Below are 17529 nucleotides of genomic sequence, written 5' to 3' on the forward strand. Positions count from 1 at the left end.
CGCTGGAAGGCTGTTCAGCAGGATATCGTGTTTCGGGGCGGCGCGCAAAAGGGGCGCTGTCGGCATTTCGGCTCATCCCGATACCAGCCGCGCAATATCAACCGGGCGGTTGCCGCGACGCAGCTCGACCGTGACCTGCGGCCGGCCCGGTCCGGCGCGACCGAGCGGGCTGCCGGCATCCACGCTTTCGCCGACGCGGACCGACAATGTCTCCAGCCCGGTAACGACGCTCGTCCAGCCGCCACCATGATCCAGGATCGCGATCCGGCCATAGCCGCGGAACGGCCCCGCGAACGAGATGCGGCCGCCGGCCGGCGCCACGACCTGGGCATTGGCGGCCGCCGCGATCGTCAGGCCGCGCGCGCGCGCGCCGCTCTCCGATACTTCGCCCAGCCCCGTCACCACCCGGCCGACGACCGGCAGGCGGTAGCGCCGCGATCCGCCGGCCGCGGCCACGGCATCGGGCGGGGGCGTCGCGGCACTGCCCGGTACCGGCGGGCGCAGCACCGGCCCTGGCAGTCCCGCCAGCCGGGCGCGCACCTGCGCCTGTTCGCCCAGATCGGCCATCAGATCGGCGATGTCGCGCGCATCCTCACCCAGCGCCAGCGCACGATCGGATTCCAAAATCGCGGATTCGCCGAGCGCCGCCGATCGGGTGCGATGGCGCGCCTCCAGTGCGGCGAGCGCGTCGCGCTGATCCTTCAGCCGTTGCTGCCCGGCAACCAGCGTGGCGGCGGCGGCATCGGCCTGCGCGCGCAGGCGATCGCCCTGCGCCACTTCGGCACGCAGAGATGCGGTGCGCGCGCGGACCCGCGGCATCGTCGTCGCCAGCAGTGCGCGGACATGGGCGAGATCGGCGAGCGATCCGGGCTGCACGATAGCCAGCGCAGGCGGTCGCCGCGCCATGGTCTGCAGCGCGGCGGCCAGTCGGACGACAGGTTCCTGCTTGGCGGCGAGCCGGGCCCGCTGGCGTGCGCGCAGCCTCTCGACCAGATCGATCCGCGACTGCGCGGCCTCGATATCGGCCTCCGCCGCCTGGATCCGTGCCGCGACCGCGGCCTCCGCGGCGCGCGCACGGGCGGCTTCTGTAGTCGCGCGCACCGCTTCGGCCTCGAAACGCGCCGATCGGCGCGCCGCCGCCTCGGCTTCACGTCGCGCAGACAGCAGCGCGGCGGCTTCTTCCTGGATGGTCTGCGCGATCGCGCCGCCCCCGATCAGGGCGGCCAATCCGGCGATGGCGATCGCGCCGCGCATCATCCCTCGCGGTGATAGGGATGGTTGGCGAGGATGCTGGTTGCGCGCCACAATTGTTCGGCCAGCATCGCGCGTGCCAGCAGATGCGGCCAGGTGGCGCGGCCGAACGCCAGCAGCAGATCGGCACCCTCGCGATCGGCCTGGCCATGGCCATCGGCCGCCCCCAGCAGGAAGCGCGCTTCGCGCACGCCGTCGTCGCGCCAACGCCCCAGCGTCTCGGCCAGCTTCATCGACGGCATCTGCTCGCCGGTTTCGTCCAGCGCAACGATCCGCGTGGCTGGGCCGATCGCGGGAATGCGTCCGCCGGTATCAGGCAGCTCGGTCTGCTTCACCGGCCAGGCGATACGCTTCAGATAGCGATCCACCAGATCCGCCTCGGGCGAGCGGCCGATCCGCCCGCGCGCCACGATGTGCAGCAGCAAGCGATCAGTTCGGGCGCACGGCGGCCGGGTCCGGCGCTTCGCCGAATGCCCACATCCGTTCCAGATTGTAGAAGCTGCGCACTTCGGGGCGGAACAGATGGACGATCACGTCGCCCGCATCGATCAGCACCCAATCCGCCGCGGGCAACCCCTCGATCCGCGCGATGCGGCCGGTTTCGGCCTTGATCCGATCGGCCAGCTTGTTGGCCATCGATGCGACCTGGCGGGTCGATCGGCCGCTGGCGATCACCATATGATCGGCGATGCTGGACTTGCCGGCGAGCGGGATCGTAACGGTTTCGACGGCCTGATCGTCGTCGAGCGATGCCAGGACCAGCTTGTGGAGCGCGTCGACGCTGTCGTCGGATCCGGGGGCGGGTCGTGCGGGGGATGCGGGCAATTGACCTCCTAGGTGACTGGCCGGCGCGACAACCGGTCGCGTGGAGCCTTCGGGTGGATATGCTGGTGCCAAAGCGGATCGCGCAGACGCAGCGCGGTGGCCGAGCGGGGATCGGGGCGGAAACGCAGCAGCACGATCGCCGGCGGACTCCACAGCGTCCAGTCAAGCGCCTGACGTGCGGGCCGGACATCGCGCCGCAGCCAGCCCATCGCGATACTGCGCTGGGCCCTCGCATCATAACCCGGCCGCGCGATGACGGCAATGGGGACGAGTCGCGCGATCCGCCGCCAATCCCGCCAGCGGTGGAACTGGGCCAGATTGTCCGCCCCCATCACCCAGATGAAGCGCCTGCGCGGATAGCGGCGGACGAGCGCAGCGATCGTATCCACGGTGAAGCGGGTGCCCAGCCTCGCTTCGATCGCGGTCGGCACGATCGGCGCGCGCCGGGCGGCGCGACCTGCCGATGCCAGCCGGGCGGGCAGCGGTGCCATCCCGGCGGCCGGCTTCAATGGATTGCCGGGCGAGACTAGCCACCACATCTCGTCCAGCCCGAGCGCGCGGATCGCGAACAGGCTGATCGCGCGATGCCCGCCATGGGCAGGATTGAAGGATCCACCAAGGAGCCCGGTGGCGGTCACGCTGAATCGCGCCAATTCTGGCGTTCCTGATAGACACGGATGATGTCGACTGCTCCGCCATCGAACCGATAGGCGAGGAGATGGCGTGTTCCCAGAATCGGCAGCACGCGAAATCCATGGTTGGGAATGGCACGACCCGATAGCGGAAATTCAGCCAGCTGACCGTTCCGCACCTTGATCGCCGTCAACGTCCGCAGCGCGATTTCAGGTGACGCCTCGCGATTGAGCCAGTCGTTGATCCTGCGAAGGTCCGCCAGGGCCGCCGGTGTCCAGCTCAGCTCCGGCATCGTACCTTCTGACGGGCGATCATCTCGTCGAGCTCGGCCATCACCACGTCGTGAGCGATCAGGGCGCCACGGTCGGCCTCATCTATTCCCACCTGCACGAAAGCGATGAAGTCAGCCTCTCGCTCAGCGACTTCGCGAACAGCCTGCGCGACAAACCACGAGCGGCTTCGCCCCTGCGCTTCCGCGATCCGGTCAACCTTGGCGAGCGTCTCGGCATCAAGCCGGGCGGTGATGACGGCAGACTTGCTCATTGGAGCAACGTATCGTTTGTATACACTCGATTCAAGGGCGCGCCTGGCCGCTGCCGTGCACGATCCACTTGTAGGTCGTCAGACCTTCGAGCGCGACCGGGCCACGCGCGTGCAGCCGGCCGGTCGAGATGCCGATTTCGGCACCCAGACCGAACTCGCCGCCATCGGCGAACTGGGTGGAGGCATTGTGGATCACGATCGCGGAATCGACTTCGGCCAGGAAACGTGCCGACGTGGCCATGTCGTCAGTGACGATCGCGTCAGTGTGATGCGAACCGTGAGCCGCGATATGGGCGATCGCGCCGGTGACGCCATCGACATGCGCGACCGCGCAGATCGCATCGAGATATTCGGTATCCCAATCTTCCGGCTGCGCCGCGACGACGCGCGGATCGAGCGCGCGGATCGTATCGCTGCCGCGCAGTTCACATCCGGCATCGATCAGCGCGGTCAGCAACGGGGCGGGGTCCGGAAAAGCGCGATCGATCAGGATCGTCTCGGTCGCGCCGCAGACGCCGGTGCGGCGCAGCTTGCTGTTCAGCGCCAGTCCGCGCGCCATCGCCGGATCGGCGGCGCCGTCGATATAGAGGTGGTTGATCCCGTCGAGATGCGCCAGCACCGGCACCCGCGCTTCCGCCTGCACGCGCGCGACCAGCCCCTTGCCGCCGCGCGGCACGATGATGTCGATCAGCCCGGCCGCCGACAGCATCGCGCCGACCGCCGCACGGTCGGTCGTGCTCACGAGCTGGATGGCATCGGCGGGCAAGCCGGCCTCGATCACGCCAGCCACCATCGCGCGATGGATCGCGGCGGAGGATCGCGCGGCTTCCGATCCGCCGCGCAGGATGGCGGCATTGCCTGCCATCAGCGCCAGTGCGCCGGCATCGGCGGTCACGTTCGGCCGGCTTTCGTAGATGATCCCAATCACGCCAAGCGGCACGCGCACGCGTTCCAGCACCAGCCCGTTCGGCCGTTCGCTACGATCGATCAGGCGGCCGACCGGATCATCGAGCGCGGCGACGGCCTCGATCCCGGTCGCGATTCCTTCCACCCGGTCCGGATCCAGCTTCAGGCGATCGAGCAGCGCCGGCGAAAGGTCGGCCTGCCCAGCGGCGGCCAGGTCGGCGGTGTTGGCGGCCAGGATCGAGTCGGCATCCGCGCGGATCCGCCGGGCGGCGGCGCGCAACGCGGCCGACTTGGTGGCGGTCGGCGCCCGCGCCAGCAGCGCGGCGGCAGTACGCGCACGCTGGCCAAGGTCGGCGATCAGGGCGGCAGGGTCGGTCATCGACGCTGGGCTATCGAAGGAGTCGGCAAGTTTGGCGAGCCTTTTTTACAAAGCCGCACCTGCTGCCGGAACCTGCCGGTCCGCCGCCTGTTCAGCGGCCACATTCAAAACGGGGGAATTCCATGCGTCTGCAAATCGACGCCACGCTCGACTACAACATGGCCGAGCCGGTGGAGACGATGTTGATGATCGAAGCCGTGCCGATGCACGACCAGATCCTGATCGACGACATGCTGACCATCGACGGCGTCGGCCCGCTGGTGCCGACCACCGGGGAAGATGGCCTTGGTCGGCGCACCATGATGATTGCCGAGGGCCACTTCGTCGCCAATTATCGCGGCGTGTTCGATGTCGATCGGGTCGCTCCCGATCTCCATGCGCTGGCGCGTGTCTCCCGGCTCAATCTGCCGGCAGAGGCGCTGCCCTATCTGTGGCCGAGCCGCTATTGCGAGGCGGACAGGCTGGAGACGTTCGTCGACCGCGAGTTCGGCGAGCTCGACGGCGGCCCGCGGGTGGCCGCGATGGCGGACTGGATCCACGATCATCTCGATTACGTGCCCGGATCGAGCGACGAGGAAACGAGCGCCGCGCGGACTTTCGTCCAGCGTCAGGGCGTGTGCCGCGATTTCGCGCACCTGCTGGCGTCTTTCGTACGGGCTTCGGGGATCCCGGCGCGGCTCGTGTCCGCCTATGCCTGGCAGCTCGATCCGCCGGATTTCCACGCGGTGGTCGAAGTCTGGCTGGCGGATGCCGACGGCGTCGGCGGCTGGCACCTGGTCGATGCCACCAAGCTGGCGCCGATCGAGGGGCTGGTGCGAATCGCGGTCGGCCGTGACGCGACCGACATCGCGTTCATGACCGTCTTCGGCGGGTCGATGATGAACGCGCAGAACGTATCGGTCACGCGGCTGGACTGAAGCCTGGGCGACGCTATGCCAGCGGCATGATGCGTCGCCTTGCCCTCATCCTCGCGCTGGTCTCCGGCACAGCCCAGGCGGCGGAGCCGACGGTCCACGATCGCGCGATCGCTGCCGGATACAAGGCGTTGTTCCTGTGCAACGGCCTGTTCGTGGCAGGGCAGAGTGAGGCGGCGATCGGGCGGGACGATCTGGCTGGCGCCTATCCTGCGATGCAGCCGCTGGTCGACGCGCTGCCGGCACGCATTGATCGGGCCGGGCAGACTGTGCGCGTAGCCTTTGCGGACGCGATGCCGGCGCGGATCGCGGCGCGGCGCGGCGGCTTCGGCTGTGTGCTGGCACCGGCCGGCGCGGCCAATGACTCGATGCTGCCGACGATCGCGCCGCTGCCACTGCATGATGCACGCGCCTGGCCGATGGGGGACAATGGTGCCACCGCCATGCTGCCACCTGCCCGGCGGGCGACGCTGGATGCGAGGGTGAAGCTGGCGTTCGGTGCCGACTATGGCGCAGATGCGCGGACGAGCGCGGTGCTGGTGCTGAAAGGCGATCATATCGTCGCCGAGCAATATCGCGCAGGATATGACCGCCACACGCCGCAGCGGACATGGTCGGTCGGCAAGAGCATCGCTGCCACGCTGATCGGTCGTGCGGCGCAGCTCGGCATCCTGTCGGTCGACGATCCGGTCGGCATTCCCGAATGGGGGCCGGGCGATCCGCGCGGCGCGATCCGGATCCGCCATCTGATGCACATGGCGAGCGGCCTTTACAGCGAGGGGCCGGGCAACCGATCCGACGACATCTATTTCGGGGGCAGCGCGGTCGCCGAAAAAGCCGGCACGTTGCCGCTGGAAGCAGCGCCGGGAACGCGCTGGAACTATGCCAACAATGATACGCTGCTGGCGGTGCGGGCGCTGGAGGTGCGCCTCGGCGATCGCGCGCCGGGCTTTCCGCAGGCCGAGCTGTTCGCCCGGCTGGGAATGACCCGCACCTTTGCCGGCACCGATTGGCGCGGAACCCCGATCCTTTCCAGCCAGATATGGACCACGGCCCGTGACCTGGCGCGACTGGCGCTGCTCTATCGTGCCAACGGGATGTGGGCGGGGGAGCGCTTGCTGCCGGTGGATTGGACGCGGTTCGTGAGCACGGCGGCGCCCGCGCAGCCGCCGGCGGGGCGCGAAGGCTATGGCGCCTTCTTCTGGCTGTTCGGTCCGGACCAGGGGCTGCCGGCGGGCACCTACGCGATGAATGGGAATCGCGGTCAATATGTGATGATCGTGCCGGCGCGCGACCTGATCGTGATCCGTCGCGGTTTCGATCCGATCGGCGGAACCGGCTTCGACATCGCGCGCTTCGCCCGGGATGTGGTGGCAGCGCTCGACTAGGCTGATCGCGCTGGCGATCGCAGGGCTGGCCGCGGCCGCGCCGGCGGCCTCCCGCCCGTCGCCTACCGCAGGCGAGATCATGATCGACATGGATGCCCCGTTCATCATCGCCGAGATCGGCGGCCAGAAGCTGCGCCTGCGAGTCGATCCCGCCGCGCAGGACGTCATCCAGCTGAACCCCGATGCGGCCGCACGGACCGGCATCGCGCTTCCGGATCGGCTGGAGGCGGTGGTCGGGCGGATCGAGGTCCAGGGGCGCAGCGGGCCGGCGCAGGTCCACATTCTCGGGCGGCGCATGCAGGCGCATGTCGCCACGCATGACAAGCGCTGCTGCGACGATGCGGACGGTGAGATCGCGCCGATGCTGTTGCCGTTCGATGTGGTGCGCTTCGTGCGGGCCACGCAATCCGCACCGGGAATGGCGCGCCGATTTCCGCTGCAGGCGTCGGGCGAGAGCGGACAATATGTGCGGGTGCGGACCGCGGGTGGCACGCTGTTCGCGCGCTTCACGCTGCGCTGGCCAGAGACGGTGGCGACAGCGGCAAGCGGATCGATGCTGGCGCGCGCCGGGGGCGGGCGGTTCGAGGGGCCGGGGCTGATGACGGCGCAGGCGTTCGGCATCGCACGACCGGCGCGGATGATGCGATTGGCGCGGCCGGTGGACATCACGGGCTTCGCCATCGACCATGCGATCGTGCGCCAGGCCGATTTTCGCGGGCAGAACCGCTTGCCGTCCGATAAGCCGCGAGCGGACGATATCGCGGTGCGCGGACGCGCGGCGTCGCCGCAGTCTGCCTGGCCCGCGTTGACGATCGGGCGCGATCGGCTCGACCGTTGCGACCGGATCGAGATCCGCCGGATGCCGCCCGAAATCATCCTGTCATGCCGATCCTGAGCCGTCGTGCGCTGCTGGGTGGGCTGGTCGCCACTCCGCTATGGGCTGTCGCGGCCGCCGATCGCGGCGCGGTGTTCGATGCGATCTGGCGAAGGATCGCCCGCGATTATTGGGATCCGGAGTTGAACAGAGTCGATTGGGCGGCGGCGGCCGCGCGGTTCCGTCCGCAGGCGCTGGCTGCCCCGGACGAGACGGGCTTCTACCGGATCGTCAACCGCATGCTGGCGCTGATCGGCGACAGCCATGTCTATGCGCAGTCGCCGGCGGCGCGCAGCTATGACGAACAACGCGAAGACGGCGGTGAGACGGCGGGCTTCGGTATCGCGACGGCCGAGAGCGCCGATGGCTGGCGGATCTTCGCGGTCCGCCCGGGCGGACCGGCCGCGCGCGCGGGTGTGGAGATCGGCTGGGTGCTGCTGGCAGTCGGTAGCCGGCCGCCCGATACCGATTGGCATCCGATGCCGGGCGAGGCCGTGATCCTGGCGCTGCGGGACGATGACGGCCGCACGCGATCGGTGCGCGTTACCGCCGAGCCCTTGGCGACCGATCCGCCGCGCGCGACGCGCCTGCTGGCGGGCGGCATCCTGCTGCTTCGGCTCGACGCGTTCGATGATGGCGATGCGCGTTGGATCGGCCGCGAGATCGAAGCCGCCGCGCCCCGCGCCGTGATTCTGGACCTGCGCGAGAATGGCGGCGGCGGCGCGATCGAGGGCGCGCGCGTGGCAGGCCGGTTCTTCGCTGAAAAACGCACGCTGCTGCGCCGCATCGAGCGCCGACGATCGCTGGACGTTCCGATCCTGAGCGCGGGCCGCCGTGCGTGGACCGGGCCGCTGGCGCTGCTGGTCGGTCCGCGCAGCGCCAGTGCGGCGGAGGCGCTGGCCGCACTGGTCGGAGAGGCCGGGCGGGGGCCGGTGGTGGGCGAGCGTACGGCGGGCGCGCTGACCGGCGCGGTGCGGATCGACCTGCCCGATGGCGGGCTGCTGTCGATCGCGGAGGCCGACGTCCGCACGCCGGGCGGCAAGCGGATCGAAGGGGTCGGGGTCGTCCCCACCGATCCGATCACGCCTGCGCTGGCCGATCTGCGGGCCGGGCGCGATCCGGTGCTGGCGCGGGCGCAAATGCTGCTGTCGGCGGGATAAGCGCCCGCCCGCCCGCGACTTGCGACCAGCCGAGTCGATCGCGGGGATCAGCCGAGTCCGGGCAAGCTGTCCTTCAGGCGCGCCGCTCCATTAAGATTGCCATGGGCATCAGGCACGGGCGGGCGACATGACAGGGGCAGGGCGCAGGGCGGCGACGGCCGCCATCTTCGGGGCGGCTTCGCTATTGGTTGGCTGCGTGCCGCCAGCCGTGGAAACGGCCGCTGCGCCGCCGCCGCGGCCGGCCGCGGTCGCGCCCGTGCGGCGGACCGTGCCGCCAGTGGTGCCGCCTGGCGCCACGCCGCGGCCGCCCTATGATCTGGTGAGCGCGGTCACCGCACTCGGACGCGGGTTCGATGGCAAGGCCGGCATCGCGGTGCGCGATATCCAGGCTGGCTGGGTGATCTCGTTCAATGGCAACGCCGCCTTCCCGCAACAGAGCGTGAGCAAGCTCTGGGTGGCGCTGACCTTCATGGATGCAGTCGATCGCGGCGTGCTTTCGCTCGACGATCCGATCCTGGTGCGCCGCGCCGATTTGGCCGTGTTCCATGCGCCGATCCGCCAGTTCGTGACGGGCGATGGCTATCGCACCACGCTGCGGCGGTTGCTGGAAGGCGCGATGACGCAGAGCGACAATGCCTGCAACGACATGCTGCTGCGCAAGGTCGGCGGCCCGGATGCGATCCGCGCCTTCCTGGCGCGCAAGGGCCTGTCCGGAATCAGCTTCGGCCCGGGGGAGGGCAAGCTGCAGGCCCGTATCGCCGGGCTTGACTGGAAACCGGAATGGGCCGGCACCCAGGGCTTCCTCGAAGCGCGGTCGAAGCTCAGCTACGAGGTGCGCGCGGCGGCGCTGCAGCGTTATCTGGACGATCCCTATGACGGCGCATCGCCCGAAGGCATCACCCATGCGCTGGCGCAGTTGCGCCAGGGTCAATTGCTGACGCCGTCTTCGACCGCGCTGCTGACCTCGCTGATGGCCGCCAGCCGCACCGGGCCGCAGCGGATGCGCGCCGGGCTCGGGCCGGATTGGGCGCTGGCCCACAAGACCGGCACCGGGCAGGAACTGGGTTCGCTTGCCACCGGCTACAACGATGTCGGCATCCTGACCGCGCCCGATGGCCGCACCTATGCCGTGGCGGTGATGATCGCCAATACGCGCCAGTCGATCCCGGTGCGGCAGCGGCTGATGGCGGACGTGGTGCGCGCGGTGGTGCGCAGCGCGCCGGCCACGCGCAGCGGAACCTCGCTCGCGCAATAGCCAGGCGAGTCGCTTCGCTCTGGACAGCGGCGGTATGGGCTGAAAGGGAAGCCGCGACTGTCAATTCGGGAGGAAGCACGATGGAATTGAGCGGAATCGGCGCGATCGTCACGGGCGGCGCATCGGGCCTCGGCGGCGCGACTGCTGAGATGCTGGCCAAGGCCGGCGCGAAGGTGACGCTGTTCGACCTCAACGAAGAGGCCGGCCAGGCCCAGGCGGCCAAGATCGGCGGCCGCTTCGCGAAAGTGAACGTGACTGACGATGCGGAAGTTGCCGCTGCCGTCGCCGCTGCCGAGGAGGCGCATGGCGTGACCCGCGTGCTGGTGAACTGCGCCGGTATCGCGATCGCGGTGAAGACGGTGGGGCGCGATGCGGTCCCGCATCCGCTGGATCAGTTCCGCAAGACGATCGAGATCAACCTGATCGGCACCTTCAACGTGATCTCGAAGGTGGCCGCGCGGCTCACCCAGGCCGAACCGATCGGGGAGGAGCGCGGGGTGATCATCAACACCGCTTCCGTCGCCGCCTATGATGGCCAGATCGGGCAGGCCGCCTATGCCGCATCGAAGGGCGGCGTCGTCGGCATGACGTTGGCGGTCGCGCGCGATCTATCGCAGCACGGCATTCGCGTGATGACGATCGCGCCCGGCATCTTCTGGACGCCGATGCTGGCAGGCCTGCCCGAAGCCGCGCAGGAGTCGCTCGGCAAGCAGGTGCCGTTTCCCAGCCGGCTCGGTCGGCCCGAGGAATATGCCCAGCTCGCCGCCAGCATCCTCGCCAATCCGATGCTCAACGGCGAAGTCATCCGCCTTGACGGCGCGATCCGGATGGCGCCGCGCTGATCGAACGCCGTGGGTGCCGCGTCAGACGGTGACGTGGCACCCCGGCGCCCGCGCTAGCGCACGGACCAGTGCGGCCGAAAGCTGCTCCGCAGTGAATGGCTTCGACAGCACGGCAAGATCCGGCAGGCCGCCTTCCACTTCGGCAAAGCCCGTGATCAGCAGGATCGGCAGTTGCGGCCAGCGATCCGCCACGTCGCGCGCGAGATCGATTCCCGATCGTTCCGGCATCGCGAAATCGGTGATCAACAGGTCGAATGCAGCGTCCGTCTCTAGGATCTGCAGTGCGCGGTTCGCGCTGCGCGATTCGACGATGGTATGGCCGCTGCCACCCAGCTGATCTGCCAGCATCGCCGCAACTCCAGGGTCATCCTCGACCAGCAGGATCCGCTGCGGGGCCATCGGTGCCACGTTGTCGTCACCCGCCGCCGCAGTGAGCGTGTCAGCGGTTAGTGGCAGTAGCAGAGTCACCCTGGTGCCGGCGCCTGGCGTGCTTGCGATCACGACATCGCCGCCAAGCGCGCGTGTCATCGATCGCGCCATCGGCAGGCCGAGACCAGTGCCTTCGCCACGCGGCTTGGTGGTAAAAAACGGTTCGAACACGCGCGCCTGCAGCGCGGCATCCATGCCGACGCCGGTGTCGATCACGCTGATCGCCACGAACGGGCCGTCGCCGAGTTCGGCCGGCACCTCGCTGCCATCGGCGATGCGGGTCTGGATGCGGATCTCGCCGCCATCGGGCATCGCATCGCGGGCATTGATGCACAGATTGACGATTGCCAGTTCGAGCTGGCCCGGATCGCAGCGCACGGCGCCGACCGTATCGCTTGCCTCAATCCGCAGCGTCACCCGGCCCGCCATCGCGCGGACGATCAGCTCCTCGATCCCGCGCAGCGCTTCGGCCGGATCGAACGTTTCGGCGGCCAGGTCGCGCTGGCGGGTGAAGGCGAGCAGACGGCGGCTGACCGTACTGCCGCGGGTCGCCGCCTCGCGGGCATTGGCCAGGTAACGCTCTAGCCGCACCGGATCGTCACGGCGGGCCATTGCCAGTTCCAGATTGCCCAGGATCACGGCGAGCAGATTATTAAAATCATGCGCGATGCCGCCCGCCAGCGTGCCCAGCGCCTGCAGCTTTTCGGCCTGGTGCATGCGCTGCTCGGCGATGCGACGGTCGGTCTCGTCGATCTCGATACGCAGCAGATGGCGCGCATCGGGCTTGTCACCGAACGGGATGCGGCGGATGCGCGTCCAGCGATCGCCCCCGGTGCCCGGCCAATGGCATTCCTCTTCGCTGTAGCGGCCTTCCGCCAGCGCCTCCTCGTCCGCGGCGTCGATCGGATCGCCAGGCAAAGGGCACGTGGCGAGCGCGTTTGCCCGCAGCGTCCGATGGGCACGATCAACCAGTGCGATGCCGAGCGGGGAGCGTTCGGCCAGCGCCGCGAAGGCGGCGCGCTCGAAGGCCACCGCCGCACGCAGCCCATGCCGTTCGGCCGCAGCGGCCACCATCGCGCGAAGGCTCCCGGCCTCCCACGGCTTGTGCGCATAGCCGGAGATCGCCCCGTCGTTGACTGCCGAGATCACTGCCGAAAGATCGGCATAGCCGGTCAGCAGGATCGCCTCGGTCGGCAGGATCGCGCGGGCACGGGCCAGGAACTGATTGCCCGGCAGCTCGGGCATGCGCTGGTCGGAGATGATGACCGCGATATCGGGATGGGCCGCGACCAGATCGAGCGCTTCCAGCGGCGAGGTGGACGCCAATATGTCGTAATCGTCCTCGAACAGATCCCTGAGCGCCACCAGGATCTCGGCTTCGTCATCGACGATCAGGATGCGCGGGCGCGTCATGTCGCGGGCACCGGGATGGCGAGCGTGAAACGGGCGCCGCCGCCGGGCGCTTCATCCACCATGATCTCGCCGCCATGCGCGCGCACTATGCCATACGCGATTGCCAGCCCCAGACCGGTGCCCGATCCGACATCCTTGGTCGTGAAGAATGGTTCGAAGATGCGCGCGCGCTGATCCTCTGGCACGCCCGGGCCGTTGTCGGCGATGCTCATGCGATAGGTTTGGCCGTCGCTGGTGGTGGTGATCGTGATCCGCCCGTGATCGGCTGGCACGGCATCGGCGGCGTTGGACAGGATATTCATGACCACCTGGTTGATGAGCGCAGCCGAACAAACCAGCTCGGGGGGCGCACGATAGTCGCGTTCGATCGATATGCCGACCGCCATTTTCGGTCCGAGCAAGGTGAGTACGGCTTCGATCGCTTCTGGAATGTCGATCCGGCTCGATTCGCCGTCATCAAGCCGCGAGAAGCGGCGGAGCTTGACCACAAGATCCTGGATCCGCGCCAGGCCGTTGCGGATCGCGCCGAGCCGATCCACCGCCTTGGCGATGGCAGCCGAGCGATCGGCCTCGTCCGCGGTCGCCGCACGTTTGACGGCGCGCTCGACCGTGTCCTGATGCGCCAGGATGAAGGCGAGCGGATTGTTGATCTCGTGCGCGATGCCTGCGACCAGCTCGCCAAGCGAGGCCATCTTGGCGGCCTGCACCAGTTGCCCCTGGGTTTCGCGCAGCCGGGCATTGGCGTCTTCCAGCCCGCGGTTGGCGGCGGCCAGCGCTTCCGCCACCTCGGCCTGCGCGCGCGCCTGCGCCAGCGCGATCCCGCGTTCATGCTCGCGTGCCGCCTCGCGCGCCTCATCGTCGCGCGCAGCCTTGCGGCGGATGGTGGCGCGCACGCGGACGAGCAGCATCTCGCGATCGCTGTCGCGCGAGATCACGTCGTCCGCGCCTGCCGCCAGACCGGCGCTGACGCCGCGATTCGATCCGTCCCCCGCCAGCCCGACGATCTCGAACCCCGCGCCCAGGCCTGCACGCAGCGCATCGAGCGCAGTGATCAGCGCGCAATCGCCGACATCGATCGCCAGTACGCAATCGATCGCATCGGGCAGTAGCGACGCCGCCTCGTCCACCGATGCTGCGCGGGCGACGCTATGGCCTTCGGTCGCCAGCAGATCGCCCAGTTCGGCGCGGTCCACGTCGCTGCCGCCGACCAGCAGCAGCCGCGCGGGGCGAAACTCGGGGCCGCCGCTCGGTTCTGTCGGATCGGGCCGGCGCTGCCGGAGCAGTGCGCGCAGTCGCGGCACCAGCAGGTCCGCGCCACCCTGCTTGGGCACATAGGCATTGGCACCGCTGTCCAGCCCGTGGCGTTCGAGATCGGTCGCCGAATCGCCGGTCAGCATCAGGATCGGCAGCGTGCGGGTGCGGACCGCCTGTCGAACCAGGCGGACCAGTTCGTCGCCGTTCATGCCGGGCAGCCGGTAATCGACCACCATCAGGTCGGGCAGCCGTTCGTTCAGCCGGTCAAGCGCTTCCTCGGCGCTGCGCGACCGATCGACGGTGAAGCCCTGCGGTTCGATCGTGCGGCGGAAATGCAGGGCCTGCGTATCCGAATCCTCGACCAGCAGCAGCCGGGGCACGGGCGCGGTCATGGCGTGCCGCCGATCGCGCGAAGCAGCTGCGGACCGATCTGCCCGAGCGGGATCGCGACGGCACCGGCGCGGGCGGCAGCGGCCGGCATGCCGTTGACGATCGCGGTGCTGCCATGCTCGGCGATCGCGCTGCCGCCGGCCTCGACCAGCTTGCGGACCCCGGATGCCCCATCCTCGCCCATGCCGGTCAGGATCACGGCCAGCGCCGCCCCGTCCAGCGCGTCGGCCGCCGATTCGATCAGCACGCTGGCGGCCGGGCGCTGGCCGCCGACCGGCGCGTCCGCGCCGATCGCGATGCGGCCGCCGCGATCCACCTTCAGATGGCGATCGCCCGGCGCGACATGGATCGTGCCGGCCAGCGGCACCGCGCCCTGTTCGGCAAGGACCACGCGCTGCGGCACGACCGTATCCAGCCAGTTGGCAAACCCAGCCATGAAGCTTGGCCCCATATGCTGGACGAGCAGCACCGGCAGCGACAGGTCGGCCGGCAGGCTCGAGAACAGCGCGGCCAGCGCCTGGGGCCCGCCAGTGGATGCCGCGCACAGGATCAGCTTGGGCGCCACTGCGGGACGGCGGCTAACGGCAGCCGCGGTGCGCGGGCGGATGCGGTGGCGCACCACCGCGACCTGGCTCATGATAGCCAGTTGGGTGCAGATTTCCCGCGCCACCCGCGGATGGGCGGGATCGCCGATCCCCGGCGGCTTTTCGACCGCGGACAGCGCGCCCGCGCTCAACGCCGCCATCGCGGTCGATGTCTCGCTGCGATCGATGCTGGCGGAGATGACGACGATGGGGGTCGGCCGATCCGCCATGATCTGGCGTGTCGCCTGCAATCCATCCATGCCCGGCAAGCGGATATCCATCGAGATGACGTCGGGCTTCACGCTTGGCAGCGCGGCGATCGCATCCTCGGCATTGGCGAGAGCCGCAACCACCGCCAGCCGCGGATCGGCCTCGATGATGTGGGTCAACAGCGTGCGGACGACAGCCGAATCTTCCACGATCATCACGCGGACCGGCTTTGCGGACGAGGCCATCGGGTTCAGATCAGCTGCTGCACGATGGCGATCAGTTCACCCTGATCGAACGCCTGCTTGGTCACATAAGCGCTGGCGCCCAGGTCGAGGCCGCGCTGGATATCATCGGGGCTGTTGCGCGAGGTCATCATGACGACCGGAAGCGCGCCGAGCGCAGGATCGTTCCGAATGGCGGACAGCAGGCCAAACCCATCCATCCGCGGCATTTCCACATCGGCCACGACCAGATCGACCAGTTCGATGCCCGCGCGCAGCCGTTCCAGCCCGGCAAGCCCGTCCACTGCCACCAGCACGCGATAGCCCTGCGCCTCCAGGATGCTTTTCTCGAGCGTACGCGTCGTGATCGAGTCGTCCACGACCAGGATCGTCCGCTGCCGTGGTGCGATCTCCGCGACCGGCTGGATGCGACTGGCCGGCAGCGCGTGCCGCCGCGCCAGCAGCACATCGGTGCCCAGCACCAGCGATGCGCGGCCATCGATCAGCGCGGTGCCATAGACCAGAGGCGCATCGACCGCGATCGCCGTCGGATCGCCAACCAGCAGCGCGCGCACTTCGCGCAGCCGATCGACCGCGATCAGCACGCGTTCGGATCCGCTTTCGACCAACGCCGCCTGGATCAGCGCATCGGGCGCTTCGGCGGCGGGCAGGCCCAGCAGGTCGGTCAGCAGCAGCAGTGGAACGGCGGCGCCGTCGATCACGACCACCGGCGTGCCTTCGACCAGCTCGATCTCGGTCGCCGCGATGCGCAGCAGCCGCACGATGCTGTCAGCGGGCAGCGCATAGTCGCCGCCGCCCGCCTCGACCAGCAGCAGCGTCTGCCGAGACAAGGCGAGCGGCACCGACAATCGCACCATCGTGCCGCCGCCGGGCCGTTCGCCGATCTCGATCTGGCCGTGAAGCCGCCGCAGCGCTTCCGCCACCACCGAAAGGCCGACGCCACGGCCTGAAACCTCGTCGATCGTGGCGGCGGTCGAGAAGCCCTGCTCAAACAGGAAACGACGCAGCTGCACGGGATCGGCACGCTGCCCAGGCGCCAAGAGCCCGGCGGCGCGCGCCCGATCCGCGATTCGCCGATAATCGAGCCCGCCGCCATCGTCCGTGATCGTCAGCGACAGGCGTCCGCGGCCGGCACGGGCCGTGATCCGCACCTCCCCGGTTTGCGCTTTGCCGGCATCCGCGCGGGCGGCGAAGGGTTCGATGCCGTGGCTGACCGCGTTGCGCAGCAGATGCAGGATCGGCTCGCGCAATCCGTGCAGCACACGGCGATCCGCCTCGCCATCGGTCGCCTCGATCGCCAGCGTCGCAGCCTTGCCCTGGCTGCCCGCCAGATCGCGCACCATGCGTTCATAGCCATCGAACAGCGTTGCGATCGGCAGCAGCATGATCCGCTCGGCATCGCGCTCCAGCGCCTCGCCCGCCCGCTCCAGCGATGCAGCAAGCCGCGCCTGATCGCGGGCCTGGCGACCGGTCTCGATCCCCGCGCGCACCAGCCGGCGCGCAGTCTCGCCGGCGCCTTCGCGCTCCGCCAGCGCGGCCAGCGATGCCAATTCGGCGGAAAGCGCCGCCAGCCCATCGGCCAGCCCGCCCTGATCCTGGGCCTGCATGCCAAGTTCGACCAGCGAGCGGGAGAGCGCCTCGACATGGGTGGCAGATACGCGCAGCCGTTCCTCCCCGCGCGGGGAGGCGGGCTCCTGCGCCTGTTCGGGGGTGGCGCCGCGCAGGCTGGCGCTGTCCTCCATGCCGTCGGCCAGAGCGCGCAACCGGGCGGTGGTCGGCGGATCGAGCCCGGCTTCGCCCTGCTCGATCGCCAGCAGCAGCGTTTCCGCTTCGTGTGCGATCGCTTCGGTCTCGGCCAGCTCGACTGCGCGCGCGGCCCCCTTCAGGCTGTGCGCGCGGCGGCTGACTTCGCGCAGGTCGATCGCGCGGCCGGCGTCGGCGTCGGCCAGCGCCGCACGGATCGCCGCGAGATGCTCGGCCAGTTCGGCCGCGAAGGCCGCTTCGAGTTCGGCGCGCAGATCGTCCATCGGGCCGCGA

17 protein-coding genes are annotated in these 17529 nt (G+C 69.5%); 6 read left to right on the forward strand and 11 right to left on the reverse strand.

Annotated elements, in window-relative coordinates; genetic code table 11:
* Window positions 1–72: 72 nt before the first annotated feature.
* Genes ABC347_RS15420 through ABC347_RS15450 form a run of 7 tightly spaced genes read right to left on the reverse strand, consistent with a single transcriptional unit; the run spans window position 73 to window position 4537 of the window.
* Window positions 73–1257: a murein hydrolase activator EnvC family protein gene (locus ABC347_RS15420; RefSeq protein WP_413246593.1), complete on the reverse strand. Its 1185-nt coding sequence runs from the start codon at window positions 1255–1257 to the stop codon at window positions 73–75.
* The gene (locus ABC347_RS15425) at window positions 1254–1676 is read right to left on the reverse strand and encodes a 23S rRNA (pseudouridine(1915)-N(3))-methyltransferase RlmH (protein WP_413246594.1); all 423 of its coding nucleotides are present in this window, start codon (window positions 1674–1676) and stop codon (window positions 1254–1256) included. Before ABC347_RS15425 ends, ABC347_RS15420 begins: the two co-directional genes overlap by 4 nt.
* A 4-nt stretch (window positions 1677–1680) precedes the next feature.
* Window positions 1681–2076, reverse strand: coding sequence for a ribosome silencing factor (gene rsfS / locus ABC347_RS15430; protein WP_413246595.1), 396 nt, complete (start codon window positions 2074–2076; stop codon window positions 1681–1683).
* Window positions 2077–2084: 8 nt separating this feature from the next.
* The gene (locus ABC347_RS15435; protein WP_413247081.1) at window positions 2085–2714 is read right to left on the reverse strand and encodes a nicotinate-nucleotide adenylyltransferase; all 630 of its coding nucleotides are present in this window, start codon (window positions 2712–2714) and stop codon (window positions 2085–2087) included.
* Window positions 2711–3001 carry a type II toxin-antitoxin system RelE/ParE family toxin gene (locus tag ABC347_RS15440; RefSeq protein ID WP_413246596.1) on the reverse strand — a complete coding sequence of 97 codons (291 nt, stop codon included), beginning with the start codon at window positions 2999–3001 and terminating at the stop codon, window positions 2711–2713. The genes ABC347_RS15435 and ABC347_RS15440 overlap by 4 nt, the downstream gene beginning before the upstream one ends.
* Window positions 2989–3252 (reverse strand): CopG family ribbon-helix-helix protein, encoded by a 264-nt coding sequence (locus ABC347_RS15445; protein ID WP_413246597.1) that lies wholly within the window; start codon window positions 3250–3252, stop codon window positions 2989–2991. Before ABC347_RS15445 ends, ABC347_RS15440 begins: the two co-directional genes overlap by 13 nt.
* A gap of 31 nt (window positions 3253–3283) precedes the next feature.
* Window positions 3284–4537: a glutamate-5-semialdehyde dehydrogenase gene (locus ABC347_RS15450; protein WP_413246598.1), complete on the reverse strand. Its 1254-nt coding sequence runs from the start codon at window positions 4535–4537 to the stop codon at window positions 3284–3286.
* Window positions 4538–4659: 122 nt separating this feature from the next.
* Between ABC347_RS15450 and ABC347_RS15455 the strand changes: the two genes are divergently transcribed.
* The 6 genes from ABC347_RS15455 to ABC347_RS15480 all read left to right on the forward strand — a co-directional run bounded on the left by ABC347_RS15455 (window position 4660) and on the right by ABC347_RS15480 (window position 10970).
* A complete protein-coding gene (locus ABC347_RS15455) occupies window positions 4660–5454 on the forward strand; it encodes a transglutaminase-like domain-containing protein (protein ID WP_413246599.1) in 795 nt (264 codons plus the stop codon).
* Window positions 5455–5480: 26 nt separating this feature from the next.
* On the forward strand, window positions 5481–6839 hold the full coding sequence (locus ABC347_RS15460; protein WP_413246600.1) for a serine hydrolase domain-containing protein: 1359 nt from the start codon (window positions 5481–5483) through the stop codon (window positions 6837–6839).
* A 79-nt stretch (window positions 6840–6918) separates the two neighbouring features.
* Window positions 6919–7734 (forward strand): hypothetical protein, encoded by an 816-nt coding sequence (locus ABC347_RS15465; protein ID WP_413246601.1) that lies wholly within the window; start codon window positions 6919–6921, stop codon window positions 7732–7734.
* Window positions 7722–8873, forward strand: a complete 1152-nt coding sequence (locus tag ABC347_RS15470) for a S41 family peptidase (RefSeq protein ID WP_413246602.1) — start codon at window positions 7722–7724, stop codon at window positions 8871–8873. Before ABC347_RS15465 ends, ABC347_RS15470 begins: the two co-directional genes overlap by 13 nt.
* A 196-nt stretch (window positions 8874–9069) precedes the next feature.
* The gene (locus ABC347_RS15475) at window positions 9070–10128 is read left to right on the forward strand and encodes a serine hydrolase (RefSeq protein WP_413246603.1); all 1059 of its coding nucleotides are present in this window, start codon (window positions 9070–9072) and stop codon (window positions 10126–10128) included.
* Window positions 10129–10208: 80 nt separating this feature from the next.
* Window positions 10209–10970 carry an SDR family NAD(P)-dependent oxidoreductase gene (locus ABC347_RS15480; protein WP_413246604.1) on the forward strand — a complete coding sequence of 254 codons (762 nt, stop codon included), beginning with the start codon at window positions 10209–10211 and terminating at the stop codon, window positions 10968–10970.
* 21 nt (window positions 10971–10991) lie between these two features.
* On the opposite strand, the gene ABC347_RS15485 is transcribed toward ABC347_RS15480, so the two are convergent.
* Genes ABC347_RS15485 through ABC347_RS15500 form a run of 4 tightly spaced genes read right to left on the reverse strand, consistent with a single transcriptional unit; the run spans window position 10992 to window position 17519 of the window.
* Window positions 10992–12812, reverse strand: coding sequence for a response regulator (locus ABC347_RS15485; protein ID WP_413246605.1), 1821 nt, complete (start codon window positions 12810–12812; stop codon window positions 10992–10994).
* The gene (locus ABC347_RS15490) at window positions 12809–14458 is read right to left on the reverse strand and encodes an ATP-binding protein (protein WP_413246606.1); all 1650 of its coding nucleotides are present in this window, start codon (window positions 14456–14458) and stop codon (window positions 12809–12811) included. The genes ABC347_RS15485 and ABC347_RS15490 overlap by 4 nt, the downstream gene beginning before the upstream one ends.
* Entirely contained in the window at window positions 14455–15495 is a 1041-nt protein-coding gene (locus ABC347_RS15495) for a chemotaxis protein CheB (RefSeq protein WP_413246607.1), read from the reverse strand. Before ABC347_RS15495 ends, ABC347_RS15490 begins: the two co-directional genes overlap by 4 nt.
* Before the next feature lie 5 nt (window positions 15496–15500).
* A complete protein-coding gene (locus ABC347_RS15500) occupies window positions 15501–17519 on the reverse strand; it encodes a hybrid sensor histidine kinase/response regulator (protein WP_413246608.1) in 2019 nt (672 codons plus the stop codon).
* Between the last annotated feature and the right edge of the window lie 10 nt (window positions 17520–17529).

The organism is Sphingomonas canaveralia, from assembly GCF_047238125.1.
In the GTDB taxonomy this organism is placed as follows: Bacteria; Pseudomonadota; Alphaproteobacteria; order Sphingomonadales; family Sphingomonadaceae; genus JBDFMH01.

Bases quoted from the DNA above. Each gene is read 5' to 3' on its own strand.
- ABC347_RS15465 (WP_413246601.1), top strand. From the start codon at position 6,919: ATGATCGACATGGATGCCCCGTTCATCATCGCCGAGATCGGCGGCCAG.
- ABC347_RS15470 (WP_413246602.1), top strand. From the start codon at position 7,722: ATGCCGATCCTGAGCCGTCGTGCGCTGCTGGGTGGGCTGGTCGCCACT.
- ABC347_RS15490 (WP_413246606.1), bottom strand. From the start codon at position 14,458: ATGACCGCGCCCGTGCCCCGGCTGCTGCTGGTCGAGGATTCGGATACG.
- ABC347_RS15495 (WP_413246607.1), bottom strand. From the start codon at position 15,495: ATGGCCTCGTCCGCAAAGCCGGTCCGCGTGATGATCGTGGAAGATTCG.
- ABC347_RS15445 (WP_413246597.1), bottom strand. From the start codon at position 3,252: ATGAGCAAGTCTGCCGTCATCACCGCCCGGCTTGATGCCGAGACGCTC.
- ABC347_RS15455 (WP_413246599.1), top strand. From the start codon at position 4,660: ATGCGTCTGCAAATCGACGCCACGCTCGACTACAACATGGCCGAGCCG.
- ABC347_RS15420 (WP_413246593.1), bottom strand. From the start codon at position 1,257: ATGATGCGCGGCGCGATCGCCATCGCCGGATTGGCCGCCCTGATCGGG.
- ABC347_RS15485 (WP_413246605.1), bottom strand. From the start codon at position 12,812: ATGACGCGCCCGCGCATCCTGATCGTCGATGACGAAGCCGAGATCCTG.
- ABC347_RS15500 (WP_413246608.1), bottom strand. From the start codon at position 17,519: ATGGACGATCTGCGCGCCGAACTCGAAGCGGCCTTCGCGGCCGAACTG.
- ABC347_RS15460 (WP_413246600.1), top strand. From the start codon at position 5,481: ATGATGCGTCGCCTTGCCCTCATCCTCGCGCTGGTCTCCGGCACAGCC.
- ABC347_RS15450 (WP_413246598.1), bottom strand. From the start codon at position 4,537: ATGACCGACCCTGCCGCCCTGATCGCCGACCTTGGCCAGCGTGCGCGT.
- ABC347_RS15480 (WP_413246604.1), top strand. From the start codon at position 10,209: ATGGAATTGAGCGGAATCGGCGCGATCGTCACGGGCGGCGCATCGGGC.
- ABC347_RS15440 (WP_413246596.1), bottom strand. From the start codon at position 3,001: ATGCCGGAGCTGAGCTGGACACCGGCGGCCCTGGCGGACCTTCGCAGG.